The organism is Planococcus sp. TJ-302 (genome assembly GCF_058268455.1).
In genome coordinates this window covers 677771-703749 of sequence record NZ_JBZDOI010000001.1, presented here as the reverse complement: position 1 = coordinate 703749, position 25979 = coordinate 677771, and the positions used below count along the sequence as shown (strand labels likewise).

Genomic DNA, 25979 nt, shown 5'->3' with positions numbered 1-25979 from the left:
GTATCTTTCATCTTCTTAATTAAAAGAAATCACTTACTACTAAGAAATACCTTTGAATGAAGCGGAAGGCGGCGACTGAAGCCAGGCCCGCGGAGAGCGTCCGCCTAGAGCGAAAAGAAAAGGTAATACCAATATAAAAAAACGCCGGAGCTTTTAAGCTTCGGCGCCGCCTTTTCAGGACTGGTCAATCTTCATATTTAAGGGCATCTCCGTCGAATGGTGCGTCTGCTACTTTGATGGAATCAGTCGGGCAGCCTTCGAACGCATCTTCCATGTCTTCTTCCAGTTCGTCTGGAACTTGGGAAGTCCCCATGTTATCATCTAGAATAACAAACGCTATTCCTTCATCATCATAATCGTAAACATCCGGTGCAGCAGCTCCGCAAGCGCCGCATGCGATACAAGTATCCTTATCGACAATGGTATACTTAGCCATATTAGTTTCCCTCTCCTTTATCTCCGAACAAGTTCATTTTTACTACCGTATTCATTCTAAAGGTGTTTGTTCAGTTTTTCAACAAAAAACCGTCAGGAGGGCGCCACTTGCTTTTTGAAGAACTTGTCATTTCAATAATGAAAGCCGTAAACCTCGAAAGAACCGTATCTTCACCCTTCCATTTGATCAAAGGGAAGAAGTCCGGACAGACGATTCAGGACATCGGCTATTACCGGCTTTATCCTTATTTTGCAGTGATGACGAAGTTGGATAAGAATGCGTATGATGATGTGATACAAAGCCTTTTTGCGCGTAATCTGCTGCGCACAAATGAGCAGGTCATCGATTTAACAGAAGCGGCTTTAGGCATGGAGATTCCAGCGAGCAAACTTAACGGCTGGAAATACCGAGGCAATGAACTCCTCTTTTTAAACCGCCTATCATTAATTGTCCAAACTTTGTCACATACCAGCCAGAACGAATACAGCTTTGATCCGGTGCTTAATGCAGTCGATTTGCAGGCGTGGGTGAAAGATTATCTGGTTCGCATCAATTACCGGGATCCGGAAACAGCCGGCCGCTTTAAAAAAGAACTGTACGATAGCCTTAACGTTGTAAATGTAGCGGAAGATAATAAAATGATGTTGATGCAGCGGCTGACGGGACTCCGCTTAAGCGGATTGACGTGGGAGCAGATTGCGGCTGGAAAAGGGCTGCATCCTCTAGACGTCCAGCTTGCGGTCATCGAAACCCTACACGCCTGGCTAGAAGTTTTGGAAAGCGGCGATTTTCCGCTTATCTCTCCGCTATTGAACGGAGTCGTCCAGCGGTCATCACTTACTGAATCAGCAGAACGTACCGATAACTTATTTAAACAGGGATTATCCCTTGATGAAATTGCGGCTGTCCGGCAATTGAAAACGAGCACGATTGAAGACCATTTCGTGGAATTGGCCATGAACGATCCGGCTTTCGACTATACTGTGTTCATACCGCAGGATTTATTCCGCAGCATCACTGACATAAGCGCACAGCGCAATACCAAACGCCTTAGAGACATCAAGGAGATGCTGCCGCAAGCGAGTTATTTCCAGATCCGCTTAGCGCTTGCTGTGAAGGAGGACATTTCATGAAACTCGAGGAACTACTTTTCAATACATATGGCTTTACATCGTTCCGGCCGGGCCAACGTGAAGTGATCAGCCAAATTTTGGAGGGCGGCGACGTTATTGCCCTATTGCCGACGGGAATGGGCAAGTCGATGTGCTACCAGCTTCCTGCTCATCGCCTGCCAGGCAGCGTATTGATCGTTTCGCCGCTGCTGTCGCTGATGCAAGATCAAGTAGCCCAATTAAAAAAGATGGGTGAAAAATCAGTTGTTGCCATCAATTCGTTTTTAAAGCCAGGTGAAAGGGAGAAAATTTGGGACAACTTGGCAAGCTACCGCTTTATCTTCATTTCCCCTGAAATGCTCGTTCAGCCTTTTGTGAAAAACCAATTGCAGCGCATCCAAATTTCACTGCTGGTCGCGGATGAAGCTCATTGCATCTCGCAATGGGGCTTCGACTTCCGGCCGGATTACCTGCGCATAGCTGAAATTCTGCCTGTCCTCGGAAATCCCCAAGTGCTGGCTCTAACAGCAACGGCCACAAAAAAAGTCACTGATGAAATCAAGGCCTATCTTAAGCTGAAAGATCCTTATGTTTATACACATCCAATGGACCGAAAAAATATCGCTTATGACATCAAACGTTTTGAAAAGCCAAAAGACAAAATAGAATGGTTGAAATCATTTGTTCAGGAATTCGAAGGGCCAGGCATCATTTATGCTGGGACCCGAAAAAAATCGCAGGAAATCACGGAGCTGCTGCTGGAAATGGGCTTATCGGCTGCGTATTACCACGGCGGCATGGAGCACCAGGACCGCATCTTCGTTCAGCAGCAATTCCAGAACGGCGAATTGGAATGGGTGTGTTCAACCAATGCATTCGGTATGGGAGTCCATATTGCGGACATTCGCCACGTCATCCATTTCCAGTTGCCGACTTCCATAGAAGGTTATGTCCAGGAGGTCGGGCGGGCAGGGCGCGACGGTGAGTCAGCACTTGCCACACTATTGTACGTGGCTGGCGATGAACTGCTTATGGAAAGCTTGGTGATGGATGAGCTCCCGAACCGCCAAGAAATTGAAATGGTGGCTAGAAATAGTCAGGAAGGCAGGCGGTTGGTCGAGGACGGAGTGGTCCGTGAAACAGCTTACCGGGTGGTTTCTTATTGGCTTAGCCAACTGACTGCCGAGGAAACGGTTGCAAGAATTGAGTTGATCCGGCAGGAGAAAATCCGGCAGATTGAAAAAATTAAAAAGTTAGTGGGTTTATCCGGCTGCATCAGGGAATATTTAGTCGGCTGTTTTGACCAAGAAGTGAAAAACAAACCCGGCAATTGCTGCGTAAATGATGGCCTCGATTATGAAGTATTTGAAAAAAAGAAGCAGAAATACCAAAAAAGCGAGTTGGACAATTGGCAAAATCGGCTAAATGCACTATTGCCATTGGGATAATTTTCCGATATTTCGTTTACAAAGTTGATTTTTTTCGGCATAATAGAGTTATCAGAATAGGATAGGAGCAGTCAATTATGGGAAAACAAAATTATCGTGACGCCATTGAAAAAGACCGCCAGGAAGTCAGTGTCCTAGGCAATGCAGCCGCTTCTAGAATAGCGCAGCGCAAAACGGTTAAAGAAAAGCCTAAAAAAACGAAAAGTGTTTTATTGACGACGTTATTCTTCCTTTTCATATTAATTCCTGTTAGCATACTGATTTATGTCGCTTTTTACTATGAACCTAATGATACGTTGACGGCAAATCCATCGAGTGATGAAGTGAGCTTGGAATCCCCGGTTCCTGATGCGCCGCTTGTTCCAGTGGTGACGGATAAAGAGGATTCAGAAGAATCGGCTGCTGCAGAGGAAGCCAAGGCTGCGGAGGAAGCCAAGGCTGCGGAGGAAGCAAAAGAAGCGGCAGAAAAAGAAGCCGCTGATAAACTAGCGCAGCAGGAAGCTGAGAAAACTGCAGCTGCCAAAGAGCAAGCGCAAAAAGAGCAGGCCCAAAAAGAAGCAGCTCAAGCGGAAGCCGAAAAAGAACGTCAGCGCGCAGAAGCAGAAAGACAGAAAGAGCAAGCGGCGGCAGAACAGAAAAAACAAGAAGCACCAGCTGCACCTGTCGCTGCATCGAAAACACACACCGTTCAGTCGGGTGAAACTCTATACCGCATTGCTGTCAATACTTATGGCGGCGCCGGAGCAAGCGCAGGTGTCGAAAAAATTAAAGCGGCAAACGGCTTGAATTCAAATGAAATCACAGTCGGATCTACATTAGTTTTGCCTTAAATGCAGGACAAGTTTATTCGGATGTCGAAAAACATTAAGAGTGAAAAAAGTATAAGGCAGAGGTGAATTGAATGTTCGTGAAAAGTGTAATGGTGAAAAAAGAAAAGTGTTTTATAGTGAAACCGGAAGATTCAGTCCAAAAAGGGTTTGAATTATTGGAAAAGCATTCAATTGATGCGCTACCAGTAGTCAACGGCAATGATTTCAAAGGAATTTTCACTTGGTACCACAGCTACCGTGCGTTTTTCCAATCGGGGTTGAGCAAAGAAGATTTCGTGAAATCCACTAAAATTGGGGATGTCATGGTCAACCAAGACGTTTATCTTGGAATTGACGACGTTTTCGAAAAGGCGATTGTCGAACTTAACGATTTCCCCATTATCGCAGTTGTTGAAAAAAATGAATTTCTGGGCATCGTTACTCGTTACGATGTGATGACCCAATTGCAAAGCGCTTTCGGCATGCAGTCTGAAGGAACGCGCATTACGTTCACATCAGTGGAATCTGAAGGCCGTATCGGGCGCCTTGGAGATATCATCGAAAAATACAAAGAATCCGTCATCTCGCTTGTGACGTTTGATGAAACCGACAAGCTTGTGCGTAGAATTGTCTTAAAAATAAAGAAAAAAGACAATGTGGAAAAATTCGTAAAAGAGCTTGAGAAATCAGGATTCCGGGTATTGGATATCGCAGAAGACTGATTTGGGAAATAACCCATAAAGAGGCATAAGCAGCGCTCTGCTTATGCCTCTTTATTTATGGAAAGGAAAAGATTCATATGAAAAAGCTTATTTTTGGCGGGCTGGCGATTGGAGCTGCGCTGCCTCTTAAGATGGTGCGGAATGCTTTCGCCACAAATCTGCAGCGGCAAGCAATCGGGCTTCGAGCATCCAAACCATTCCTGCCATTTGATATGATGTTCATCTCTGATGTGCACAGGAGAATCTTGCCGGAAGCAATGTTCCGCTTCCCCGTGGACATCATTGTCATCGGGGGTGACTTTACAGAAGGTGGCGTACCGTGGAAACGGGTGGAAGCAAATCTCCATATTCTGGCTCAGCAGGCTCCTGTCTATTTTGTGTGGGGCAATAACGACCGTGAAATGGATGAAACCAAACTCCGCCAGCTTTTTGCCAAATACAATGTCAAAGTGCTTGAAGACGAGTCAGTTTCGTTATTCGGACAGCGCCATTTAAGGCTGGTGGGAATCGATTATTTCGCCTATAAAGAAAATTCGGTTGAGGCAGCATTCTCAGAAGTCCGGGAAAGTGATACGGTCATTTTCATTTCCCATACGCCATTTGTGTTCAAAAAGATAAGGAATCGGCATAAAGTCGATTTCGCTTTGGCCGGACATACCCATGGCGGGCAAATCCGTTTTGGAAAGCTCGGGATTTATCGGCCAGGGCGGACCGAGGCTGTAGATGGTGTCGTCCAACTGATCAGTAATGGATTTGGCACAACTAAATTGCCGATGCGTCTCGGGGCAGAACCTGAGTTCCATCTATTGACGGTGTATCCGCTCGCGGAAAGCTGACGCATTCAAGTGGCGGCAGCTGAGAAAATCCATTATGCTTTAAAGAGAGACAGACAGCGGGAGAGATTTAAATGATAAAAACAGACGTAATTATTATCGGAGGCGGCCCTTGCGGTTTGGCAGCGGCCATCGACTTGAAAAAGATCGGCCTGCATCCGACCGTTATTGAAAAAGGCAATATCGTTAACGCTATTTACAATTATCCGACACACCAGACTTTTTTCAGCTCCAGTGAAAAGCTGTCAATCGGCGATGTCCCCTTCATCACAGAAGACCGCAAAGCAAAGCGCAACCAGGCGCTTGTTTATTACCGTGAAGTCGTGAAACGCAGCGGTATTGAAGTGCGGCCATTTGAAACGGTCCTATCAGTGGAGAAAGATGGGCAATTCATCGTCACGACGTCAAAAGAAACGTATTCAGCCAAATATGTCATCGCTGCTACCGGATATTATGACAATCCAAACAAACTGGCGGTCGAAGGAGGAGACTTGCCTAAAGTCATGCATTATTTCAAAGAAGGCCATCCTTATTTCGATCAGGATGTATTGGTCATTGGCGGCAAAAATTCAGCAGTCGATGCTGCGCTTGAATTGCATAAAGCCGGCAGCCGAGTCACTGTGTCCTATTACGGCACGAGCTATTCAAAAAGCATCAAGCCTTGGATCTTGCCGGAGTTTGACGGCTTGGTCAGAAAAGGCGAAATCACGATGCTGTTTGACTCAATTGTCGATAAAATAACGGAAACCGAAGTCGAGCTGACTGTTAACGATACAAAAGAACGGATTACAAATGATTTTGTCTTTGCCATGATCGGCTACCACCCGGATCACGAATTCTTGAAAAGGATGGGGATTTCCATCGATCCGGAATCTGGGAGGCCAAATTTCAATGAAGAGACGATGGAGACCGATGTAGAAGGTTTATACATCGCAGGTGTCATTGCTGCAGGCAATAACGCCAATGAGATCTTTATCGAAAACGGCCGCTTCCATGGCGGCCAGATAGCCGAAAGCATTGCTGGAAAAGAGGGTGCACAATAAGTGCATCTTCTTTTTGTTTTTATTAGCAATCGGCTTCTTCCCGTATGCAAATTCGTGTAAAATAGACCCCATAAGGAGCGATGTACATGAAAAAGAAAGTATCTTTACTCACCACCGGCGGAACGATCGCCAGCAAAGAAATTTCGAAAGGCCTGCTAAAATCAGGTGCGATTTCCGGCAAAGAACTTGCAGCGCTATGCCAGCTGCCGGAAGAAATAGAAGTGAACGTCATTGACGTCTTTCAGCTTCCAAGCATGCACATCGGTTTCAACGAATGGGAAGTGCTGAAAAGAGCGATTGATACGGAACTGGCGGATGAAACAGTTGATGGAATCGTTGTCACCCATGGCACGGATACGCTCGAAGAAACGGCTTATTTTCTGGATTTGACGATTGATGACCATCGAACAATTGTCGTCACAGGATCTCAGCGTTCTCCAGACGATGTAGGCACAGATGTCTATTCCAATTTAAGAAACTCTGTATACGTCTCCGTCGACCGCACATTGCGCGGCGTGGGAACGGTAGTTGTCTTTAATGAACGGATTTATTCCGCCAAATACGTCAAAAAAGTGCATTCAAGCAACTTGCAAGGCTTCGATTCGTTCGGGCATGGCTATTTGGGCATCATCGACAATAATGTGGTCAGCGTTTACCAGAAGCCGATTGATCATGAAGTTAAAAAAATGGGCAATGCTATTCCGCGCGTTGACATCGTAAAATGCTTTTCCGGCCAAGACGGCTTGCTCATCGATCTGCTGGTGCGGGGTGGTGCGAAAGGGATTGTCTTGGAAGCGGCAGGGCGTGGGCAAGTTTCTCCATATATGGTGGATTCGATTGAAAAGGCAGTGGCCAAAGGCGTAGTGGTGCTATTGACGACGAGTGCAGAAGAAGGGCGTGTCTACCCAAGCTACGGCTACCTCGGAAGCGCGCATGACTTGATGCAAAAAGGCGTGCTGCTGGGCAGTGATTACGACAGTAAAAAAGCCCGGATTAAGTTGGCCGTGTTGCTTTCGGTTTCTGAAAAAGTAGCTATTGATGCTTTTTCCAATTAACACCCATCTATTGTAGAATATCTAAAATTTCCCATTTGAATATGGTATAATAAGGGCAAATCCAGCAAAGGGGCATCCATATGATAATTCTATTAACTGTTGCGATTGCTCCGAGCCTGGCGTTGTTCAGTTACTTTTATTTGCGCGATGAATTTGCAGAGGAGCCGTCTAAATTATTATTCCAATGCTTTATTTATGGAGCGGTTCTGACGTTTCCTATTTTGTTCATACAATACGTCTTTGATGTCGAAGGCGTTTTCTCAAGGGTGTTTGCGCAAAAGGTCTTTTTTCCGAGTATCGTCGAAGAATTTTTCAAATGGCTAGTGTTGATCATTGCTGTTTACCGGCATATCGATTTTGAAGATCCGTACGATGGGATTCTTTATGGAGCGAGTGTCTCACTTGGCTTTGCAACAGTCGAAAATATCTTATACCTGTTTGAGTTTGGCATGCAGACAGCTTTCTTAAGAGCGTTTCTGCCCGTTTCCAGCCACGCCTTATTTGGAGTGGTGATGGGTTATTATCTTGGAAAAGCGAAGTTCTCAAGGGGCAAAAGCGGCCGGAAATGGCTGGGGATAGCTTTATTCGCTTCAATGATTCTCCACCTGTCTTACAACGCCATCCTGTATTTGAATACTACCTGGTCTTACGGCGTAATTCCGTTCATGATCTTTTTGTGGTGGTTCGGCCTGCGCAAAGTCAAACAGGCCCATCAAATGAGTTTAAGCCATTACCATGACAATACTTCGCTGCATCCGTAAAATCTTGTGCGTGTATGCTAATGAAAAAAGATATCCCGGAAAGTCACAGCTGATGACTTTCCGGGATATCTTTTTTCGATCTTTACGGCAAAGTGCGCCCCTAAAATCTAAACTTCCGCTTGCGCTTTTATTATGTCTAGACTCCAGCGGACAGATTCTCGAGTCGCAAGCCCTGCCAGCTGTGCGGCACAGAACGCGCTACTTAAATACACTTAATACAAGCTGCTCCTGTCCCTGCAACGCTGCGCTAGCTTCGGGACATGAAAAACCGTTGCAGCACTTCGTGCTTCGTCGCAAAGTTATAGCCCCAGTAGCCTTTGGGCTATAACTTGCCCCTCGAATCTAAACATCCGCTTGCGCTTTTCTTGTGTTAAAATATGTTGAATACATATGATGAGGTGACATTTTTGACGAATCCAATACAAATCGCAATCGACGGCCCAGCAGCAGCTGGTAAAAGTACCATAGCAAAAATAGTGGCTGAGCAATTAGGCTATATTTATATCGACACGGGCGCAATGTACCGCGCCATCACATTAAAAGCGATAAATGAAGGCATTAATATGGCCAGCAATGAAGAAGCGGGCGAGTTGCTGCTTCGCACACAGATAGACTTAGAGCCTTCTGACAACGGGCAGTTGGTGTTCATGGACGGCGAGGAAGTAACTGAAGCAATCCGCACACAGCAAGTCACAAAAGCGGTATCGGAAATGTCTGCACACGCACTTGTCCGCGAACGCATGGTCGAACTGCAGCGCCAGCTTGCGGAAAGCAGAGGCGTTGTCATGGACGGGCGCGACATCGGGACAGATGTTCTGCCAAACGCAGCATTAAAAGTATTCATGTCAGCGACTGTTGAGGAACGGGCACAGCGCCGCTTTGCAGATAACCAGGTGCGCGGCATCAACACTCCTTTAGCCGAGCTTCAAGAAGAAATCGCCGCACGCGATAAAATGGATTCTGAGCGCGAAGTATCTCCGCTTAAGCAGGCAGAGGATGCAATTTATATCGACACGACCGATTTGACAATACGCGAAGCGGCCCAGGAAATTCTTACGATGGCCAAAGAAAGGATGGCATAATGTGAATTTATACGCATTCGGCAAAACCTTAGTGAAAACTGCCTTAACTCCACTTTACCGCTTTGAAGTGGTGGGCCATGAAACTTTCCCAAAAGAGGGCGGCATCCTTCTTTGCTCGAACCATATCCATGCGCTCGACCCACCAGTCGTCGGGATGACCGCTCCAAGAACGGTTCATTTTATGGCGAAAGAAGAATTATTCAAGTTGCCAATCCTTGGCGGGCTGCTGCCAAAAGTCAATGCTTTTCCAGTGAAGAGGGGCATGAGCGACAGGGAAGCAATGCGCACAGCCCTTAAAATCCTCAAAAGCGGCGAAGTGGTCGGATTGTTTCCGGAAGGTACGCGTTCGACTGACGGTGTTTTGAAAAAAGGGCTGAGCGGGGCAGGATTCTTTGCCTTGCGTGGCAACGCAGACGTTGTTCCGTGTGCCATCATTGGCCCGTATAAAGCGTTCCGCAAAGTCAAAGTAGTGTTCGGTGAACCGATTTCCATGGAGCCATTTAGAGAGCGTAAAGCGACGGCAGAGGAAGTAACTGAAGTGATTATGGCATCCATCCAGAAGCTTTTGGATGAAAACAGCAAATAAAAAGTGATAATTTTTGTTTTTATTAGAGAATTCGAATAAAATAAGATGTGTATAGTTTGTGAAGGAGGGCTACTGATGTCTGAGGAAATGAACATGACGGAAAACCGTGACTTCCAAGTGGGAGATCACGTAAAAGGTACAGTTCTTAAGATCGAAGAAAAAGCAGTAACCGTAACAATTGATGGCGCGCCATTTGATGGGATCATCCCTATCAGCGAATTGTCGAGCCTCCACATCGAAAAAGCATCGGATTCAGTTAAAGAAGGTGACGTTCTCGACTTGATTATTACAAAAGTCGAAGATGAGAACTTTGTATTATCAAAGCGTAAAGTGGATGCTGAACAAGCATGGGACTTGCTTGAGAAAAAGTTTGAAACTGGTGAAATAATCGAGACGGAAGTGAAAGATGTCGTCAAGGGTGGATTGGTTCTGGACCTTGGCGTGCGCGGCTTTGTGCCGGCTTCGCTAGTAGAAGATTATTTCGTCGAATCGTTCGAAGATTATAAAGGCAAAACACTGGCGTTCAAGATTGTCGAAATGGAAAAGGAAAACAACCGTTTGATTCTTTCCCATCGCGCTGTAGTTGAAATGGAAAAAGAATCACAAAAAGAAGAAGTTATGGACACCATTCACCAAGGCGATGTGTTGAAAGGGAAAGTCCAGCGCATTGCGTCATTCGGCGCATTTGTCGATATTGGCGGAGTCGATGGACTTGTCCATATTTCTCAGTTGTCGCATGAGCATGTGGAGAAAGTATCCGACGTGGTGAAAGAAGGCCAGGAAGTGACGGTAAAAGTACTGTCAGTAGACCGCGATTCCGAGCGCATTTCACTTTCGATCAAAGATACGCTTCCAGGGCCATGGGATGCGATTGAAGAAAACGCGCCAAAAGGTTCGGTCCACACAGGTAAAGTGAAGCGACTCGTTAGCTACGGCGCGTTTGTCGAAGTGCTGCCTGGAGTAGAAGGTCTTGTGCATATTTCCCAAATTGCGCATAAGCATATCGGTACGCCTCATGAAGTGCTGAGCGAAGGGCAAGAAGTCCAAGTGAAAGTGCTTGATGTCAACAAAGCTGATAAACGTTTATCTTTAAGCATTAAAGAGCTTCAGGAAAAAGAGGCTGAACAATCGTATACCGACTATGAAATGCCTGAAGAGTCAAGCGGCTTTTCCATCCGGGATGTTATTGGCGACAAATTAAAAGGTTTCAAATCCGAATAGAATGTCCAGGGCCGATAGGAAAATGGATCATATAAGATTTGCGGTGTCGACTGGCCAAGGCAGGGAAACGATGTTTGATGATGTCCGTTTAATCCATCAAGCTTTACCTTCCCTTGGCGTTGAAGATATCAGCCTTCATATCAGGACAGGTGATTTGAAATTGGAATCACCTGTTTTTATTAATGCCATGACGGGCGGAGGCGGCTCGGAGACGGCCAAGTTAAACGGTTTGCTCGCCCGCGCCGCAAAGGAAACGGGTTTAGCGATGGCAGTCGGTTCTCAAATGGCCGCGCTGAAAGATCCCGCTGAACGGACGACTTATGAAATTGTGCGGAAAGAAAATCCCGACGGTTTTATCATGGGCAATTTAGGCAGCGAGGCCAGTGTCAGCCAGGCGCAGCAAGCAGTGGAAATGATCGAGGCAAACGCCCTTCAAATCCATTTGAATGTTATCCAGGAGCTGACCATGCCAGAAGGAGACCGGGATTTCAAGGGAGCGCTTGAACGCATCGCCGCTATTGCGGAAAGCTTGCATGTACCGGTCGTCGTCAAAGAAACCGGATTTGGCATTTCGCGGGAAGCGGCAGAAAAATTAGCGCGTACCGGAATCGCTGCAATTGATGTGGGCGGTTTCGGCGGAACAAACTTCGCTTCGATTGAAAACGAACGGCGTGCACGAAAACTTTCCTATTTCCAGGATTGGGGCATTCCCACCGCGGTTTCAATTATTGAAGTAAAAGAAGTATTTCAAAAAACGGTGATTGCTTCCGGAGGCATCCAACATGCACAGGATGCCATTAAGGCTTTAGTGCTGGGAGCGGATGCTGTAGGTCTTGCAGGGGCGTTCCTTAAAAAAGCGATTGAGGGCGGAGAAATCGGCTTGATCGAAGAAATCGGCTTGTTGCAGGAAGACATGCGAATGATGATGACCGCTCTAGGAGCGGCGGAGCCAGCTGGATTAAGAAGCTGTCCCGCTATTCTGTCCGGTGGTTTGAGCCATTATTTAGCCATGCGCGGTTATGACCCGGCAGTGTATGCCAATAGAACCAATAACTGAAAATTACACCTTTTAGGGTGATGGACATTTACAAGATGCCATCGCCTTTTTCGTGTATAATAAGAATATCAGAAGTGGAAGGATGAATTTATTATGGCAAAACCGGTAGTAGCAATCGTTGGCCGGCCGAACGTAGGCAAGTCCACGATTTTTAATCGCGTGGTCGGGGAACGTGTATCCATCGTGGAAGATATTCCAGGAGTCACACGTGACCGCATCTACAGTTCAGCTGATTGGCTGACTCATGAATTTAACATTATTGATACAGGAGGCATCGATTTAAGCGATGAGCCTTTCTTGGAACAAATTCGCCAGCAGGCTGAAATTGCCATGGACGAAGCGGATGTCATCATTTTCCTAGTAAACGGCCGTGATGGCGTCACGACGCAGGACGAACAAGTTGCGAAAATTTTATACCGCACGAAAAAGCCAGTCATTCTGGCTGTCAATAAAATCGATAACCCGGATATGCGCCATATGGTATTTGATTTTTATCAATTGGGTATGGGCGAACCTTACCCGATTTCAGGTTCACACGGTTTGGGCATCGGGGATCTTTTGGATGAAGTTGCGAAAAACTTCCCGAAAGACGACCAAGAGGAATACCCGGACGATGTTATCAAATTCTCATTGATTGGCCGCCCGAATGTCGGCAAATCTTCTTTGGTGAATTCATTTTTAGGAGAAGAACGCGTTATTGTCAGTGAAATTGCGGGAACTACCCGTGACGCGATCGATACTCAATACGAATACGATGGCCAACCGTATGTCATTATCGATACGGCAGGTATGCGCAAAAAAGGTAAAGTGTATGAATCGACAGAAAAATACAGCGTGCTGCGTGCATTGCGTGCGATTGAACGCTCAGATGTCGTTTTAGTTGTGCTCAATGCCGAAGAAGGCATTCAGGAGCAGGACAAAAAGATCGCAGGCTATGCCCATGAAGCGGGCAAAGGCGTCATCATCATTGTCAACAAATGGGATGCTGTCGAAAAAGATGAAAAAACCATGAACGTAATGACGCGGAAAATCCGTGAACATTTCCTTTTCCTGGATTATGCACCGATTATGTTCGTATCTGCTATCAGCGGTAAACGTGTCCATAATATCCTCGAAATCGTCAACCGGGTGAATGATAACCATGCAAGACGCATCCAGTCCAGCATCCTGAACGAAGTCATCGAAGATGCAGTTGCGATGAACCCTGCGCCGAGTGATAAAGGCCGCAGATTGCGCTTGTATTATGTTACTCAAGTGGCCATCAAGCCGCCGACATTCGTTGTCTTTGTCAACGAGCCTGAACTGATGCATTTCAGCTATGAGCGTTTCCTGCAAAACCGGATCCGTGAGAGCTTTGACTTTGAAGGAACGCCGCTCCGGTTGATTACGCGCGCCCGGACATAATTGGAAAAAGGTGGTTACTGATATGGAAAAAATATCTGTATTTGGAGCAGGCAGCTGGGGCACGGCGTTAAGCTATGTGTTAGCGCAGAATGGCCACGATGTCCTGCTTTGGACACACCGCGCAGAACAAGCGGAAGAAATCAACCAGCATACGAACAACCGATATCTTAAAAACATCAAATTGCCTGAAAACTTGAAGGCTACAAGTGATTTGAAAGCGGTTGTCAACCATTCGGCGACTTTTGTCATCGCTGTGCCGACAAAAGCGGTAAGGGAAGTATGTTCTGCTATCACTGCGGAGCTGAATAAACAAGCCTTATTTGTCCATGTTGCTAAAGGCATCGAACCGGATTCCTTGAAGCGCATCAGTGAAATGATCCGCGAAGAGGTTCCGTCACAATGGCTTGAAGATGTGGTCGTCCTTTCCGGACCCAGCCACGCAGAAGAAGTGGTGCTTGAACAACCGACGACTGTCACGGCAGCCAGTGAAAATACGGCATCTGCTGAAAAAGTCCAGGACCTGTTCATGAACCATTATTTCAGGGTTTACACGAATACCGACATTATCGGAGTGGAAATCGGCGGCGCGCTTAAAAACATCATTGCTTTGGCAGTCGGCATCACCGATGGATTAGGGTATGGCGACAATGCAAAAGCGGCATTGATGACGCGCGGACTGGCTGAAATAGCCCGTCTCGGCGTCAAGATGGGTGCTACGCCGCTGACCTTTTCCGGTCTTACAGGCGTCGGCGATTTGATCGTAACATGCACGAGCCCCCATTCACGCAACTGGCGTGCAGGGAACATGCTTGGCAAAGGCAAAACGATCGATCAAGTGCTTGAAGAAATGGGCATGGTTGTTGAAGGCATCCGTACGACAAAAGCCGCCCATCAATTGTCAGAGGCCTACGATGTGCCTATGCCGATTACAGACGCTTTGTACGCAGTTCTGTTTGAAGGCGTGTCTACAAAAGATGCTGTGGAATTGCTGATGGGACGCATGAAAAAGAACGAAATGGAAGATCTCATTAACTTGCTTTAATTGTCACAAAAGAAGAAGCAGCGTTACTCTGCCTCTTCTTTTTTTGTGCTATACTATGGTCTGAAACAGTACGAAAGGCGGTCTATTATGAGCTCTTTAGACAAAATGTGGGTCTCGTTTGCGGGAATTGCTTTTTTGATCATTTCAATGGGCATGATTTATTTAAGTAGGTATAAATTACAAAATGGCATAGTGAAATTCGTTTTTGCGTTAATCGCTTATATTCTGCTGATTCTTGGATTCTTTATAATGGTGTTCATCGTATTCAGCGGCCCTACAGGCGGCGCGTGAGGTGAGAAAAATGAAAAAAATATCATTAATCGCTATTCTGGCTGCAGCGGTGATGTTCCTATCGGGCTGTATGTTCCCAGAGAGCGAACGGGCGGAAAACCAGATTCCTTACGAAGAGCAAGTCATTCAGGTGCAGAATGCGGTAAATCAGTTTAGGGGAGCGCAAGGCGGTCTTTTGCCGATTAAAACGCGGGAGATGGATGTCGATCAATACATCAAATACCCGATCGATTTCGCTAAAATCGTACCGGCTTTCTTAGCTGAAACTCCGCCAAATGCATTTGAAACAGGCGGCATTTTTCAATACGTGCTTATGGATGTTGAAGAAAACCCGACAGTGAAACTCGTTGATTTGCGTATAGCTGAAGAAATTCGCACTATTAATGTCCGTAAAAGCGCGAATGGCGGCCGTGCTCCAATCGCGGAAATCGTGGCGGACAATGTCTATAAGCTGAATTATAAAGCGATGGGCTTTAACGAAGAACGCTTCGTTGTCAGTCCCTACAGCGGCAGAAACCTGCCATTGGTCGTCAATGGCCAAGGGGATGTCTTTGTCGACTATTCAATCGATCTGTACTCGTCAATCCAGGAGTATGACGGCACTCTTGAAGCAGGCCAGGACATCCGATTTTTGCTATATGAGGACAATCCGGTAGTACCGGCTTACTCTCTTCCTTATACCGTAGACGAGAATAATGAACCGGTCTTTAAAACAGAGTGAACTAGAGCGAAATTGCTGATTTAGCGCGGTTTTCCTAAAAATTATTGAATTTACAGGATAATAATTGAATATTTGTTGGTTTTATTGGAAAACCGCGCTATTAGTTGTTGCTATGCATTTTTTGTTATGATACTCTTTTTACAGGATTGAACGATTGCATCCCCTTTGAGAGGAGGTGAATAGCATGAACAAGACAGAATTAGTGAACTCTGTTGCTGAAGCAGCTGAACTTTCTCGTAAAGATGCTGCAAAAGCAGTTGACGCTGCATTTGAAGCGATTCAAGAAGCTCTAACTAAAGGTGACAAAGTACAATTGATCGGATTCGGTAACTTTGAAGTACGCGAACGCGCAGCACGTAAAGGTCGCAACCCGCAAACTGGTGCTGAGATCGAAATCGCTGCAAGCAAAGTTCCTGCATTTAAGCCAGGTAAAGCACTTAAAGACGCAGTGAAATAATCTTCTTTGCAGTACATAGAATGACTTTTGCGAGATTCGTTCCCGCAAAAGTCATTCTTTTTTTAAGTTTTCAATTTTGCCAACAAACCATACATATGCTACGATTTGTGAGAAAAGCGGAAGCGTTCGGAATGGGCCGGTTTATGCTTGGCGATATCCGGGCTAATCGCGTGTAACTTGAACGGCTTCAAATAGTGATTTGTCTTTTACGGGGGGAAGAATAGTGATAGATATGAATTCTAATAAAGTGGACTTAGATAAAATAGAGAAGGCAGTGTCGATGATCCTTGAAGCGGTTGGAGAAGATCCAACGCGTGAAGGCTTGCTTGATACACCGAAGCGTGTCGCGAAAATGTACGCTGAAGTATTTTCCGGTTTGCGTGAAGATCCGAAAGAGTATTTCAAAACAGTTTTCCATGAAGGCCATGAAGAATTGGTTTTGGTGAAAGACATACCGTTTTATTCGACGTGTGAACATCATTTGGTGCCGTTCTTCGGGAAAGCCCATATCGCTTATATTCCAAGAGATGGTGTCGTGACTGGCCTCAGCAAATTAGCGAGAGCAGTCGATTCAGTAGCGAAACGGCCCCAGCTGCAGGAGCGCATCACTTCGACCATTGCGGACTCGTTAATGGAGTCGCTGAATCCTCATGGCGTGTATGTGATGATTGAAGCGGAGCATATGTGCATGACGATGCGAGGCATTAAAAAACCTGGCGCTAAAACAGTGACAGCTGTGTCCCGCGGAATTTTTGAAAAAGACGATGTAAAACGTTCGGAAATTATCACGTATATCAACATGGCTTGATAAAATGCCTATCAGTTACCGGAAGAGGGTGAAAACATGGCTCAACCAGAATACATTGTAATCCGCGCGCTTGAAGACGGCGTAAACGTGATCGGTTTAACTCGAGGCAATGATACGAAATTCCACCATTCCGAAAAGCTTGATAAAGGCGAAGTGATGATTGCCCAGTTTACTGAACATACATCTGCGATGAAAATCCGCGGCAAAGCGGAAATCCAAACGGCGCACGGCCTTACCGAAAGCGAAGCGAAAAAGTAGGCGTATTGTATGAAGGCGAGGCTGTGCCTGTGATATACTATAGGTGTATGGTATGGCTAAACCATGAATGGAGCAAGCAGTATGAATGAACAACAAATACATTCAAAAATCACTTTTGTGGAAACCGATGTGCTGAAAGCTGTTAAGCAACGCACACTCGATAAATTCACAGACGGCCCATCAGTTCAACGGGCGAGGTTGTTTTTTTTGATTTTGCCTTTTTTTGACAATAAAATGTGGTCCACTGATATTGAACGAGCTGCTAAAACCGTGTCTATCGTCTATGCGGCTTTGCAGGCCCACGATTTAGTGGAAGACGATGTATTGGCAAACAAAAAACAGCAATTGACAGTATTGGCAGGGGATTTCTATAGCGGAATCTATTACAAGATGCTTGCCGAAACCAATAATATAGCGATGATCCAACGGCTTGCCACAGCCATCATTAAAGTGAGCGAGAAGAAAGCATCATTTTATACTAGCGAAATACGGTCAATGGACGAAATCGATGAAGCTGTTAAGCAGATTGAAACTGAACTATTGTTTTCGTTTTATAATTTTTATGGGTACCAGGAATATTCTCATTTGGCGGCCTTGATGCTCACCTATAATAGATACACCTCAGAACTCGACTGTTTGCAGAAGGACGGCCAAAGCCTGGCTTTACAGATGATGAATGAGACATTACGGCATCCGCTGCAGACCGAGCGCTGGCTTCTGGATAAACTTGATGCGCTGTATGAAGAAATTCTGCAGACTATCGGCACACATAATTTTAGTTACGAACTCAAAAATTTTATGCTCCATCAAATAACCCCGCACCAGCATAGAGCTGAGCAGCTGACCCGAGAAGGATGACTGACATGCAAAAGACGAAAGAACAGCGAGTCCACGAAGTTTTCGAAAAGATATCGGTTAACTATGACCAGATGAACTCTGTCATCAGTTTCCAGCAGCACAATAAATGGCGCAAAGATACGATGGACAAAATGCAAGTCCCGAAAGGCGCATCAGCTATCGATGTGTGCTGCGGTACAGCAGATTGGACGATTGCGCTTGGTGAAGCAACAGGCGTGGCAGGCAGAGTAGTTGGCCTCGATTTTAGCCAGAACATGCTGAATGTCGGCATTGATAAGACGCAGGATATGCCGCAGGTTGAGTTGGTTCAGGGCAATGCGATGGAGCTGCCATATCCGGACAACTCATTCGATTATGCGACAATCGGTTTCGGCCTGCGCAATGTACCGGATTATGAACAAGTCTTGTCTGAAATGCACCGCGTTCTCAAGCCTGGTGGAATGATCGTGTGCCTAGAAACGTCACAGCCGAATAATGCATTCAAACCGTTTTTCCGGTTTTATTTCCGCTTTATCATGCCGGTATTCGGAAAATTGTTCGCCAAAAGCTATAAAGAATATTCATGGCTGCAGGAATCTGCCAAAGATTTCCCTGGCATGAAAGAATTGGCGGCGCTCTTTGTGAAAGTCGGATTTGAAAAAGTGAAATACAAGCCTTATTCAGGCGGTGCAGCGGCATTGCATATGGGCATAAAAAAGTAAAATAGCGGGAGAAGGTTTTTTAGTGGAAAAGGTGAAGATGAAATTGCTCTATTCTGACCTTAAACCGGAATTGGATTTAATTGAAAAAGAATTAGAACAGGCAGTGGATTCCGAGTCTCCTCTTTTAAACGATGCATCGCTTCATTTATTGCAGGCCGGAGGTAAAAGGATCCGACCTGTTTTTGTTTTGCTTGCGGGCAAATTCGGAACATACAATATTGATGTCATGAAACAAGTTGCTGTGCCGCTTGAACTGATTCACATGGCATCTCTGGTCCATGATGACGTCATAGACGATTCCGAAATGAGAAGAGGCCAGCTGACGGTCAAAGCGGAATGGAATAACAGTGTTGCGATGTATACGGGAGATTTTATACTGGGGCGTGCCTTGGAATACATCACCGATATCGATTCGCCAAGGCTGCATCAAGTTTTGTCGCAGACGATGATTGAAGTGTGCCGCGGTGAAATTATTCAAATAGAAGATAAATATAAATTAGACCAGAACCTGCGTGATTATTTGCGCCGCATCAAGAGAAAAACCGCTTTGCTGATTTCTTCAAGCTGCGAGCTTGGGGCAATGGTTGCCGAAGCGGATGAAAAAACAATTGCGCATCTTCGGAGATTCGGGTATTTCATCGGCATGTCGTTTCAGATCATCGATGACATACTGGATTTCACCTCATCGGACGAAGAGCTCGGCAAGCCTGCTGGCAGCGATTTTATCCAAGGCAATATCACATTGCCGATTTTGTATGCGCGCAACAATCCGGAAATCTATCAATTATTGAAAGACAGCCTACAAAAAGAACTGACGGATGCCGAGAGGCTCCATGTCGTCAAAGTGATCCGGGATAGCTCGGCTATCGATGACGCAAAAAAAGTCAGCGAAAAGTACTTGAACAAAGCTTTGGCTGAACTGGATCATCTGCCAAAAGGCCAAGCCTCAAAGACGATGCGCAAAATTGCGTTTTTCATCGGCAAGAGAAATTTTTAAGATGGCAGTTGACAAATAGCATCAAACTGATAGTATTTTTTAAGGTGGGCATAAAGCCCGAGCTTTATACAGAGGAGTGTTCATAATGGAAAAAACTTTCTTGATGGTTAAACCTGACGGCGTACAACGCAATGTAATCGGTGAAATCGTTGCACGTTTTGAGAAAAAAGGATATCACTTAGCAGGTGCTAAATTGATGCAAATCCCAACTGAATTAGCTGAAGAGCATTACGGCGAGCACAAGGAACGCCCATTCTTCGGAGAATTGGTTGACTTCATTACTTCTGGACCAGTTTTCGCAATGGTATGGGAAGGCGAAAACGTTATTTTGACTGCACGTCAAATGATGGGCGCTACTAACCCTAAAGACGCAGCTCCAGGAACTATCCGCGGCGACTTCGCAGTCACTGTCGGCAAAAATATGATCCACGGTTCTGATTCAGCTGAAAGCGCTGTTCGTGAAATCGGCTTGTTCTTCAAAGAAGAAGAATTGGTATCATACGAAAAAACGATCAACAACTGGGTAAACTAATCCCGCTAAAAAAGCAGCCTCGCTGCTTTTTTATTTTGCCTGGAAATCTGTGAGAGCAGTGTATGTTCTTTCATCGATATTCCGCAAAATAGCTGCGCTTGCCGCGGGCGAGCGCCAAGCCTCCTCAGCCCGCTGTCGCGTGCTTCCGGGTCTCGGCTGTCTCGCTTTCCCGCAGTCGTCTCCGCTGTTTTGCTCCATATCTTGAGGTTGTCTAGAAAGTACAGAGTCCTAAATAGCTAGTTGTTCGATAAAAGATATGATTTGCTATCAAGAAATACCTTTGAATGAAGCGGAGGGTGGCGACTCCTGCGGAAGCAGTGATGGAGCAAAGCGACAGAGCGACACGTGGCGAAGACCCTGGAGCGAACGCAGTGAGTGAAGCGGCTGAGGTAGTGCCCGCGAAAGCGTCCACCTGAAGCGAAATGAGAAGTTGCAAAACACTCTCCATAAAGACAAAAACCCATCCAAGTCTCTGGATGGGTTTTTGCATATCAACTAAAAAAAGGAAATATACCCTCTAATGCTATTTTAAAATAAGGGATTTTTCGGATTTTGTAATTAATTGAAGTTTCACATTATCGGAATTTAGGATAGAATTGTTGAAATACTATATGTTATAGTGTTATTTAAATACTTTAGTGCGTTGAAGGGAGAAAGTGCCATGCGTTATTTAACTGCAGGAGAATCACACGGTCCACAATTGACAGCAATAATAGAAGGTCTGCCGGCACAATTGCCTTTAACGGCGGAAATGATCAATAAAGAGTTGAAACGCCGCCAAGGCGGACATGGTCGCGGCAGAAGAATGCAAATCGAGAAAGATACAGTGGAGATCGTCTCCGGCGTTCGGCATGGCAAGACTCTTGGCTCACCAGTCACATTGGTTGTTAAAAACGATGACTGGAAGCATTGGACGAATATCATGGGCATTGGCCCTAATGAAGAAGATGACGAAGTGAAACGCCAATTGACGCGTCCACGTCCTGGGCATGCGGATCTTAACGGCGGTATGAAATATGGCCATCGCGATTTGCGCAATGTTCTTGAACGGTCATCTGCACGTGAAACGACAGTCCGGGTAGCAGTTGGGGCAGTAGCGAAGCAATTGCTGGCGGAGTTGGGTGTTGAAATAGTCTCCCACGTTACGGAAATCGGCGGCATTAAAGTCGACCCGCAAAGCTACCAAGGCAAGAGCGCTGCTGAAATCCGCGGATTGGTCGAAGTGGATGCGGTGTATTGCGCTGATCCATCCGTTACACAACAAATGACCGACCTGATCGATGAAACAAAAAAGAACGGTGATTCGATCGGCGGCACTGTGGAAGTGATTGTGGAAGGCATGCCTGCTGGAATCGGCAGCTATGTGCATTATGACCGCAAACTTGACGGTAAAATGGCGGCTGCCATGATGAGCATCAACGCGTTCAAAGGCGTTGAGTTCGGATTAGGTTTTGAAATGGCGAGGCTGCCTGGCAGCAAGGTACATGATGAAATTTTGTGGAACGAGCAGCAGGGCTATACCCGCAGCACGAATAATTTGGGCGGCTTTGAAGGCGGCATGACAACGGGAATGCCGATTGTCGTGCGCGGTGTGATGAAGCCGATTCCGACACTTTATAAACCGCTGCAAAGCGTTGATATTGATACGAAAGAAGCTTTCCAAGCGAGCATCGAACGTTCTGACAGCTGTGCTGTACCGGCGGCGTCGATTGTTGCCGAGCACGTCATTGCGTGGGAAGCTGCGAATGCGTTATTAGAGCAATTTGATGCGGACCAAATGCCGCGCTTAAAAGAAAATCTGCAGAGTTACTTAAAATACACGAAGGAGTTCTAAAATGAAATCACTGCGAGTTGAAGCTGGAAAACCTTATGATGTCCATATTGGAAGAGGCATTTTGAAATTATTTTCCACAGAGTACCGCGAATTGCTGGAATCTGCGGATGCTATTGCCGTCATCGCTGACGAAAATGTCGCTTCGCTTCACCTTGACTATTTGCTTTCTTTTTTGGATCCTTTCCAAGTGCGCGTCTTCAAGATTCCTTCAGGCGAAGGAGCGAAATCGATTGGCGTCTTCATGGATTGCCATAGTTTCCTGCTGGCTGAAGGGTTCTCGCGAAAATCGCTCATATTGGCTTTCGGGGGAGGAGCGGTAGGGGACGTCGCAGGATTTGTCGCTTCCACATTTATGCGGGGCATCCCTTACATTCAGGTCCCGACGACGATTTTGGCGCATGACAGTGCAGTTGGCGGGAAGACAGCGATCAACCATCCGGCTGGCAAAAATATGATTGGGACTTTCTATCAGCCTGCAGCAGTGCTTTACGATATTCAGCTGCTCCATACATTGCCGGCGAAGGAAGTTCGCTCCGGTATGGCGGAAGTCATCAAGCACGCTTTTATTTCAAACGAAAATTGGCTGGACGAAATGTTGAAAATAAAGTCTCTGGACACAATATCAGATGAAAAAATGATGCTTCATTTGGAACGGGGAATTGCAGTGAAAGCGGCAATCGTCGAAGAAGATGAATACGAAAGCGGCGTTCGCAAGTATTTGAATTTCGGCCATACCTTGGCGCACGCCATTGAAGCACATCTCGGCTACGGCCGCATTACGCACGGGGAGGCGGTAGCACTTGGCATGGCATATGCTTTGCAGCTGTCTGGCCATCCGCGGCTGATGGATTTCCTTTTATGGTGCAAATCGAACGACTATCCGCTTGAAAGGCTGACGAGCATCGCGTTCAAAGATGTTCTGGGCTACATGAAAAAAGATAAAAAATCTTCCGGTGGCACTTTGAGCTTCGTTTTGCTGAAAGAAACCGGAATCCCTTATATGGAAACGATTGATGAAAAGCGTGCGGAATCCGATTACGAGGAATTGCGCTCGAAAATAAATGAGGTGCTTGAATGATACGTGGAGTAAGAGGAGCCATCACAGTTTCTGCAGACCAGCCAGAAGAAATTTTAAAAGAAACCCGTACTTTGATTTTGGAAATGGTAAAAGAGAATAAGATTGTCCCTGATGATGTTGCGTCGGTGATTATTTCGACGACTACGGACATTTCTTCAGCATTCCCGGCGAAAGCGGTTCGTACCATCGAAAATTGGACGTATGTTCCAGTTATGTGCACCCATGAAATGGATGTGCCCGGCAGCATGCCTTTATGCATCCGAGTCATGATGCACGTTAATACGTCGATTCCACAACAAGAGATCCAGCACATTTACTTAAATGAAGCAGTGAAATTGCGTCCGGATCTGATTAAAGCCAAAGAGGCTTCTTCGCTATGAAGGCAAATGTCCTGATTATCGGCCTTGGCTTGATCGGTGGTTCTTTAGCGAAAGCGCTGCAGCGCGATTCCGAGGTACACGTTGCGGGATATGACGCAGATCCGTTGACGGCAAGAAAAGCATTTAAAATGGGCATCATTAACAGTTGTCCGCCGTCTCTTGAAAAAGCAGCGTCGGAAGCGGATGTCATTGTCTTTGCGACTCCGGTCGGCGCTACTTTACGGTTAATGGAACAAAGCAAGTTTTGGGATTTGAAAAAAGACGTCATTTTAACGGATACCGGCAGCACAAAAGCCCAGATTATGGAGGCTGCTGCTACGCTAAACCACGCGTTTATCGGCGGCCATCCAATGGCCGGTTCCCATAAAAGCGGCGTTGAAGCTGCCAAAGACATGCTGTTTGAAAATGCGTTTTATATTTTGACGCCCGCAGAAGGCGTCAGCAAGGACCAAGTGGCGTTTCTTGAAGAGCTGCTGTCTGTCACCAAAGCGAATATCGAAGTGCTTCCAGCGGACGAACACGATTATATGACGGCGATCGTCAGCCATTTCCCGCATCTTATCGCTGCGTCACTTGTGCACCAATTGGCGAAAGAAGAGGATTATCCGTTTGCGAGGCAATTGGCGGCGGGAGGTTTCCGTGACATAACCCGCATCGCATCTTCCAATCCGGAAATGTGGCGTGATATTACCACCCAGAACAATCTCATGATCGTCCACCAATTAACGAATTGGATGGCAGAGATGGAAGGGTTGCGCAACCTGCTGCTAGACAATAAACCCGAATCGATTGAGCAATATTTTCAACAGGCGAAAACTGTCCGCGATGAATTGCCGATTGCCGGGCATGGCGCATTATTCAGCGTCTACGATTTATATGTCGACATCCCGGATGTTCCAGGGGTCATTTCCGAATTGACAGGTTATTTGGCTGAAGAACAGATTTCCATCGTTAATTTAAGGATTCTTGAAACCCGTGAAGATGTTTTCGGTATTCTCGTCATCAGCTTTCAGACACCTGAAGACCGTGAACGGGCAAAAGACTGCATCAGCAAGAGAACTGCATACGATACGTATATTTCTTAAAGGAGAGGCTCCATAATGACGTTATCCTTAACTTATTCAACCCCCGCTTTAAAAGGCACGATCCAGGTTCCTGGAGATAAATCCATTTCCCACCGTTCCATCATGTTCGGCGCTATGGCTGCAGGCACGACGACAGTGGAAGGATTCCTGCTCGGAGACGATTGCTTGAGCACCATCAGCTGCTTCCGCAAACTCGGGGTTGATATCGAACTTGCTGGCGACAAGGTCACCATCAAAAGCGAGGGAGAAAGGAATTGGAAGGAGCCTACAGAAGTATTGGATACCGGAAATTCCGGCACGACGACACGGCTTATGCTAGGTCTTCTTGCCGGCACGGAGTTCCACTCTGTGCTTGCCGGGGATGAGTCCATCGCCAAGCGCCCAATGCGCCGCATCATCGATCCGCTGCGCTTGATGGGTGCGGATATCAGAGGGCGTGCCAATGGCCAATTCACTCCATTAGCGGTCCAAGGCACACAGCTTCGTGCAATCGATTATACCCTTCCGGTTGCGAGCGCTCAGGTGAAGTCTGCGATTTTACTGGCTGCACTGAAAGCGGATGGCATAACCACAATAACGGAACCGGTGGCTACACGGGACCATACCGAAATCATGCTTGAGCATTTCGGTGCGGAACTAACTCGCGAAGATAACAAGATCTCGCTCAAAGGCGGGCAAACCTTGGCCGCTGCCCATGTCAAAGTTCCGGGTGACATTTCTTCTGCCGCTTTCATGATTGGCGCAGCTTTGGTCACGGAGGGCAGTGAAGTGGTGCTGACGAACGTTGGCTGCAATCCGACTCGGACAGGAATACTGGACGTTATTGAACAAATGGGTGCTGATTATAGCATTCGGCTCCTTGAAGAAAGCGGCGAACGGCCAGCTGATTTGACAATCCGTTCTTCATCTTTAAAAGGGATTGAAATCGGCGGAAGCTTAATTCCGAGATTGATCGATGAAATTCCATTGATTGCGTTGGTGGCGACGCAGGCGGTAGGCACGACGGTAATTAAAGATGCTGAAGAGCTGCGGGTCAAAGAGACAGACCGCATCGCAGCGGTTGTAGCCGAGCTGTCGAAAATGGGAGCGGATATCACCGCCACAGAAGATGGCATGGTCATCAATGGTCCAACGCCACTGCACGGTGCTTCCATGGTGACATACGGTGACCACCGACTGGGAATGATGGCGGCTGTTGCTTCTTTAATAGCGGATGGTCCGGTGGAAATCGATGATCCGGATTGCATTTCCGTGTCGTTTCCTAATTTTGTCGAACAGATGAATTCGTTGATCGATTAACTCTCCTTCGGGGGAGTTTTTCATTATCATTCGAACACACTTTCGTGTAGGATGGAAGTATGAAACTCA

At 46.4% G+C, this 25979-nt stretch carries 29 protein-coding genes; 28 read left to right on the top strand and 1 reads right to left on the bottom strand.

Features of this window, described 5'->3' with window-relative positions; all coding sequences use genetic code 11:
• Window positions 1–184: 184 nt before the first annotated feature.
• Window positions 185–436 carry a ferredoxin gene (locus tag AC4EHB_RS03630; protein ID WP_490974232.1) on the bottom strand — a complete coding sequence of 84 codons (252 nt, stop codon included), beginning with the start codon at window positions 434–436 and terminating at the stop codon, window positions 185–187.
• Window positions 437–543: 107 nt separating this feature from the next.
• On the opposite strand from AC4EHB_RS03630, the gene AC4EHB_RS03625 reads away from it, so the two are divergent.
• The 28 genes from AC4EHB_RS03625 to aroA all read left to right on the top strand — a co-directional run bounded on the left by AC4EHB_RS03625 (window position 544) and on the right by aroA (window position 25910).
• On the top strand, window positions 544–1569 hold the full coding sequence (locus AC4EHB_RS03625) for a YpbB family protein (protein WP_490980686.1): 1026 nt from the start codon (window positions 544–546) through the stop codon (window positions 1567–1569).
• A complete protein-coding gene (locus AC4EHB_RS03620; protein ID WP_490980685.1) occupies window positions 1566–2996 on the top strand; it encodes a RecQ family ATP-dependent DNA helicase in 1431 nt (476 codons plus the stop codon). The genes AC4EHB_RS03625 and AC4EHB_RS03620 overlap by 4 nt, the downstream gene beginning before the upstream one ends.
• Before the next feature lie 77 nt (window positions 2997–3073).
• A complete protein-coding gene (locus AC4EHB_RS03615) occupies window positions 3074–3826 on the top strand; it encodes a LysM peptidoglycan-binding domain-containing protein (protein WP_490980684.1) in 753 nt (250 codons plus the stop codon).
• Window positions 3827–3897: 71 nt separating this feature from the next.
• Window positions 3898–4527, top strand: coding sequence for a CBS domain-containing protein (locus AC4EHB_RS03610; RefSeq protein WP_490974228.1), 630 nt, complete (start codon window positions 3898–3900; stop codon window positions 4525–4527).
• A 77-nt stretch (window positions 4528–4604) separates the two neighbouring features.
• The gene (locus AC4EHB_RS03605) at window positions 4605–5363 is read left to right on the top strand and encodes a metallophosphoesterase (RefSeq protein WP_490980683.1); all 759 of its coding nucleotides are present in this window, start codon (window positions 4605–4607) and stop codon (window positions 5361–5363) included.
• A gap of 71 nt (window positions 5364–5434) precedes the next feature.
• A complete protein-coding gene (locus AC4EHB_RS03600) occupies window positions 5435–6403 on the top strand; it encodes a YpdA family putative bacillithiol disulfide reductase (RefSeq protein ID WP_490974226.1) in 969 nt (322 codons plus the stop codon).
• Window positions 6404–6489: 86 nt separating this feature from the next.
• Window positions 6490–7458 (top strand): asparaginase, encoded by a 969-nt coding sequence (locus tag AC4EHB_RS03595; protein WP_490980682.1) that lies wholly within the window; start codon window positions 6490–6492, stop codon window positions 7456–7458.
• Between the two features lie 80 nt (window positions 7459–7538).
• Window positions 7539–8219 carry a glutamic-type intramembrane protease PrsW gene (gene prsW / locus AC4EHB_RS03590; protein WP_490974224.1) on the top strand — a complete coding sequence of 227 codons (681 nt, stop codon included), beginning with the start codon at window positions 7539–7541 and terminating at the stop codon, window positions 8217–8219.
• A 407-nt stretch (window positions 8220–8626) separates the two neighbouring features.
• Window positions 8627–9301 carry a (d)CMP kinase gene (gene cmk, locus AC4EHB_RS03585; protein WP_490974223.1) on the top strand — a complete coding sequence of 225 codons (675 nt, stop codon included), beginning with the start codon at window positions 8627–8629 and terminating at the stop codon, window positions 9299–9301.
• A 1-nt stretch (window position 9302) separates the two neighbouring features.
• Entirely contained in the window at window positions 9303–9887 is a 585-nt protein-coding gene (locus AC4EHB_RS03580) for a lysophospholipid acyltransferase family protein (RefSeq protein WP_490980681.1), read from the top strand.
• 75 nt (window positions 9888–9962) lie between these two features.
• Window positions 9963–11108 (top strand): 30S ribosomal protein S1, encoded by a 1146-nt coding sequence (rpsA, locus tag AC4EHB_RS03575; RefSeq protein WP_490974221.1) that lies wholly within the window; start codon window positions 9963–9965, stop codon window positions 11106–11108.
• 22 nt (window positions 11109–11130) lie between these two features.
• Window positions 11131–12165, top strand: a complete 1035-nt coding sequence (gene fni, locus AC4EHB_RS03570) for a type 2 isopentenyl-diphosphate Delta-isomerase (protein ID WP_490980680.1) — start codon at window positions 11131–11133, stop codon at window positions 12163–12165.
• A 93-nt stretch (window positions 12166–12258) separates the two neighbouring features.
• Window positions 12259–13569, top strand: a complete 1311-nt coding sequence (gene der, locus AC4EHB_RS03565; protein WP_490974219.1) for a ribosome biogenesis GTPase Der — start codon at window positions 12259–12261, stop codon at window positions 13567–13569.
• A 22-nt stretch (window positions 13570–13591) separates the two neighbouring features.
• A complete protein-coding gene (locus AC4EHB_RS03560; RefSeq protein ID WP_490974218.1) occupies window positions 13592–14611 on the top strand; it encodes an NAD(P)H-dependent glycerol-3-phosphate dehydrogenase in 1020 nt (339 codons plus the stop codon).
• Between the two features lie 87 nt (window positions 14612–14698).
• Window positions 14699–14902: a DUF2768 domain-containing protein gene (locus tag AC4EHB_RS03555; RefSeq protein WP_135500794.1), complete on the top strand. Its 204-nt coding sequence runs from the start codon at window positions 14699–14701 to the stop codon at window positions 14900–14902.
• 10 nt (window positions 14903–14912) lie between these two features.
• Entirely contained in the window at window positions 14913–15623 is a 711-nt protein-coding gene (locus AC4EHB_RS03550; protein WP_490980679.1) for a YphF family lipoprotein, read from the top strand.
• Between the two features lie 184 nt (window positions 15624–15807).
• The gene (locus AC4EHB_RS03545) at window positions 15808–16080 is read left to right on the top strand and encodes an HU family DNA-binding protein (RefSeq protein ID WP_135500796.1); all 273 of its coding nucleotides are present in this window, start codon (window positions 15808–15810) and stop codon (window positions 16078–16080) included.
• A 232-nt stretch (window positions 16081–16312) separates the two neighbouring features.
• On the top strand, window positions 16313–16888 hold the full coding sequence (folE, locus tag AC4EHB_RS03540) for a GTP cyclohydrolase I FolE (protein ID WP_490975610.1): 576 nt from the start codon (window positions 16313–16315) through the stop codon (window positions 16886–16888).
• Window positions 16889–16924: 36 nt separating this feature from the next.
• Complete coding sequence (mtrB, locus tag AC4EHB_RS03535; protein ID WP_490974215.1) at window positions 16925–17146, top strand: trp RNA-binding attenuation protein MtrB; 222 nt, start codon at window positions 16925–16927, stop codon at window positions 17144–17146.
• Window positions 17147–17227: 81 nt separating this feature from the next.
• The gene (locus tag AC4EHB_RS03530; RefSeq protein WP_490980678.1) at window positions 17228–18004 is read left to right on the top strand and encodes a heptaprenyl diphosphate synthase component 1; all 777 of its coding nucleotides are present in this window, start codon (window positions 17228–17230) and stop codon (window positions 18002–18004) included.
• Window positions 18005–18009: 5 nt separating this feature from the next.
• Window positions 18010–18705 (top strand): demethylmenaquinone methyltransferase, encoded by a 696-nt coding sequence (locus tag AC4EHB_RS03525; protein ID WP_490974213.1) that lies wholly within the window; start codon window positions 18010–18012, stop codon window positions 18703–18705.
• A gap of 22 nt (window positions 18706–18727) precedes the next feature.
• Window positions 18728–19702 carry a heptaprenyl diphosphate synthase component II gene (hepT, locus tag AC4EHB_RS03520; RefSeq protein ID WP_490974212.1) on the top strand — a complete coding sequence of 325 codons (975 nt, stop codon included), beginning with the start codon at window positions 18728–18730 and terminating at the stop codon, window positions 19700–19702.
• 85 nt (window positions 19703–19787) lie between these two features.
• Window positions 19788–20234, top strand: coding sequence for a nucleoside-diphosphate kinase (gene ndk, locus AC4EHB_RS03515; RefSeq protein WP_135500802.1), 447 nt, complete (start codon window positions 19788–19790; stop codon window positions 20232–20234).
• A gap of 661 nt (window positions 20235–20895) precedes the next feature.
• Window positions 20896–22068: a chorismate synthase gene (aroC, locus tag AC4EHB_RS03510; protein WP_490980677.1), complete on the top strand. Its 1173-nt coding sequence runs from the start codon at window positions 20896–20898 to the stop codon at window positions 22066–22068.
• 1 nt (window position 22069) lies between these two features.
• Window positions 22070–23146, top strand: a complete 1077-nt coding sequence (aroB, locus tag AC4EHB_RS03505) for a 3-dehydroquinate synthase (protein WP_490980676.1) — start codon at window positions 22070–22072, stop codon at window positions 23144–23146.
• The gene (gene aroH, locus AC4EHB_RS03500) at window positions 23143–23526 is read left to right on the top strand and encodes a chorismate mutase (protein ID WP_490974209.1); all 384 of its coding nucleotides are present in this window, start codon (window positions 23143–23145) and stop codon (window positions 23524–23526) included. Before aroB ends, aroH begins: the two co-directional genes overlap by 4 nt.
• A complete protein-coding gene (locus tag AC4EHB_RS03495; RefSeq protein ID WP_490980675.1) occupies window positions 23523–24611 on the top strand; it encodes a prephenate dehydrogenase in 1089 nt (362 codons plus the stop codon). The genes aroH and AC4EHB_RS03495 overlap by 4 nt, the downstream gene beginning before the upstream one ends.
• Before the next feature lie 15 nt (window positions 24612–24626).
• On the top strand, window positions 24627–25910 hold the full coding sequence (gene aroA / locus AC4EHB_RS03490; RefSeq protein ID WP_490974207.1) for a 3-phosphoshikimate 1-carboxyvinyltransferase: 1284 nt from the start codon (window positions 24627–24629) through the stop codon (window positions 25908–25910).
• The last annotated feature ends 69 nt before the right edge of the window (window positions 25911–25979 follow it).

What these genes read in the sequence shown, in the direction of transcription:
- AC4EHB_RS03630 (WP_490974232.1), bottom strand. Translation starts at nt 436, where the DNA reads ATGGCTAAGTATACCATTGTCGATAAGGATACTTGTATCGCATGCGGC.
- AC4EHB_RS03620 (WP_490980685.1), top strand. Translation starts at nt 1,566, where the DNA reads ATGAAACTCGAGGAACTACTTTTCAATACATATGGCTTTACATCGTTC.
- AC4EHB_RS03615 (WP_490980684.1), top strand. Translation starts at nt 3,074, where the DNA reads ATGGGAAAACAAAATTATCGTGACGCCATTGAAAAAGACCGCCAGGAA.
- AC4EHB_RS03610 (WP_490974228.1), top strand. Translation starts at nt 3,898, where the DNA reads ATGTTCGTGAAAAGTGTAATGGTGAAAAAAGAAAAGTGTTTTATAGTG.
- AC4EHB_RS03605 (WP_490980683.1), top strand. Translation starts at nt 4,605, where the DNA reads ATGAAAAAGCTTATTTTTGGCGGGCTGGCGATTGGAGCTGCGCTGCCT.
- AC4EHB_RS03600 (WP_490974226.1), top strand. Translation starts at nt 5,435, where the DNA reads ATGATAAAAACAGACGTAATTATTATCGGAGGCGGCCCTTGCGGTTTG.
- AC4EHB_RS03595 (WP_490980682.1), top strand. Translation starts at nt 6,490, where the DNA reads ATGAAAAAGAAAGTATCTTTACTCACCACCGGCGGAACGATCGCCAGC.
- prsW (WP_490974224.1), top strand. Translation starts at nt 7,539, where the DNA reads ATGATAATTCTATTAACTGTTGCGATTGCTCCGAGCCTGGCGTTGTTC.
- rpsA (WP_490974221.1), top strand. Translation starts at nt 9,963, where the DNA reads ATGTCTGAGGAAATGAACATGACGGAAAACCGTGACTTCCAAGTGGGA.
- fni (WP_490980680.1), top strand. Translation starts at nt 11,131, where the DNA reads ATGGATCATATAAGATTTGCGGTGTCGACTGGCCAAGGCAGGGAAACG.
- der (WP_490974219.1), top strand. Translation starts at nt 12,259, where the DNA reads ATGGCAAAACCGGTAGTAGCAATCGTTGGCCGGCCGAACGTAGGCAAG.
- AC4EHB_RS03560 (WP_490974218.1), top strand. Translation starts at nt 13,592, where the DNA reads ATGGAAAAAATATCTGTATTTGGAGCAGGCAGCTGGGGCACGGCGTTA.
- AC4EHB_RS03555 (WP_135500794.1), top strand. Translation starts at nt 14,699, where the DNA reads ATGAGCTCTTTAGACAAAATGTGGGTCTCGTTTGCGGGAATTGCTTTT.
- AC4EHB_RS03550 (WP_490980679.1), top strand. Translation starts at nt 14,913, where the DNA reads ATGAAAAAAATATCATTAATCGCTATTCTGGCTGCAGCGGTGATGTTC.
- AC4EHB_RS03545 (WP_135500796.1), top strand. Translation starts at nt 15,808, where the DNA reads ATGAACAAGACAGAATTAGTGAACTCTGTTGCTGAAGCAGCTGAACTT.
- folE (WP_490975610.1), top strand. Translation starts at nt 16,313, where the DNA reads ATGAATTCTAATAAAGTGGACTTAGATAAAATAGAGAAGGCAGTGTCG.
- mtrB (WP_490974215.1), top strand. Translation starts at nt 16,925, where the DNA reads ATGGCTCAACCAGAATACATTGTAATCCGCGCGCTTGAAGACGGCGTA.
- AC4EHB_RS03530 (WP_490980678.1), top strand. Translation starts at nt 17,228, where the DNA reads ATGAATGAACAACAAATACATTCAAAAATCACTTTTGTGGAAACCGAT.
- AC4EHB_RS03525 (WP_490974213.1), top strand. Translation starts at nt 18,010, where the DNA reads ATGCAAAAGACGAAAGAACAGCGAGTCCACGAAGTTTTCGAAAAGATA.
- ndk (WP_135500802.1), top strand. Translation starts at nt 19,788, where the DNA reads ATGGAAAAAACTTTCTTGATGGTTAAACCTGACGGCGTACAACGCAAT.
- aroC (WP_490980677.1), top strand. Translation starts at nt 20,896, where the DNA reads ATGCGTTATTTAACTGCAGGAGAATCACACGGTCCACAATTGACAGCA.
- aroB (WP_490980676.1), top strand. Translation starts at nt 22,070, where the DNA reads ATGAAATCACTGCGAGTTGAAGCTGGAAAACCTTATGATGTCCATATT.
- aroH (WP_490974209.1), top strand. Translation starts at nt 23,143, where the DNA reads ATGATACGTGGAGTAAGAGGAGCCATCACAGTTTCTGCAGACCAGCCA.
- AC4EHB_RS03495 (WP_490980675.1), top strand. Translation starts at nt 23,523, where the DNA reads ATGAAGGCAAATGTCCTGATTATCGGCCTTGGCTTGATCGGTGGTTCT.
- aroA (WP_490974207.1), top strand. Translation starts at nt 24,627, where the DNA reads ATGACGTTATCCTTAACTTATTCAACCCCCGCTTTAAAAGGCACGATC.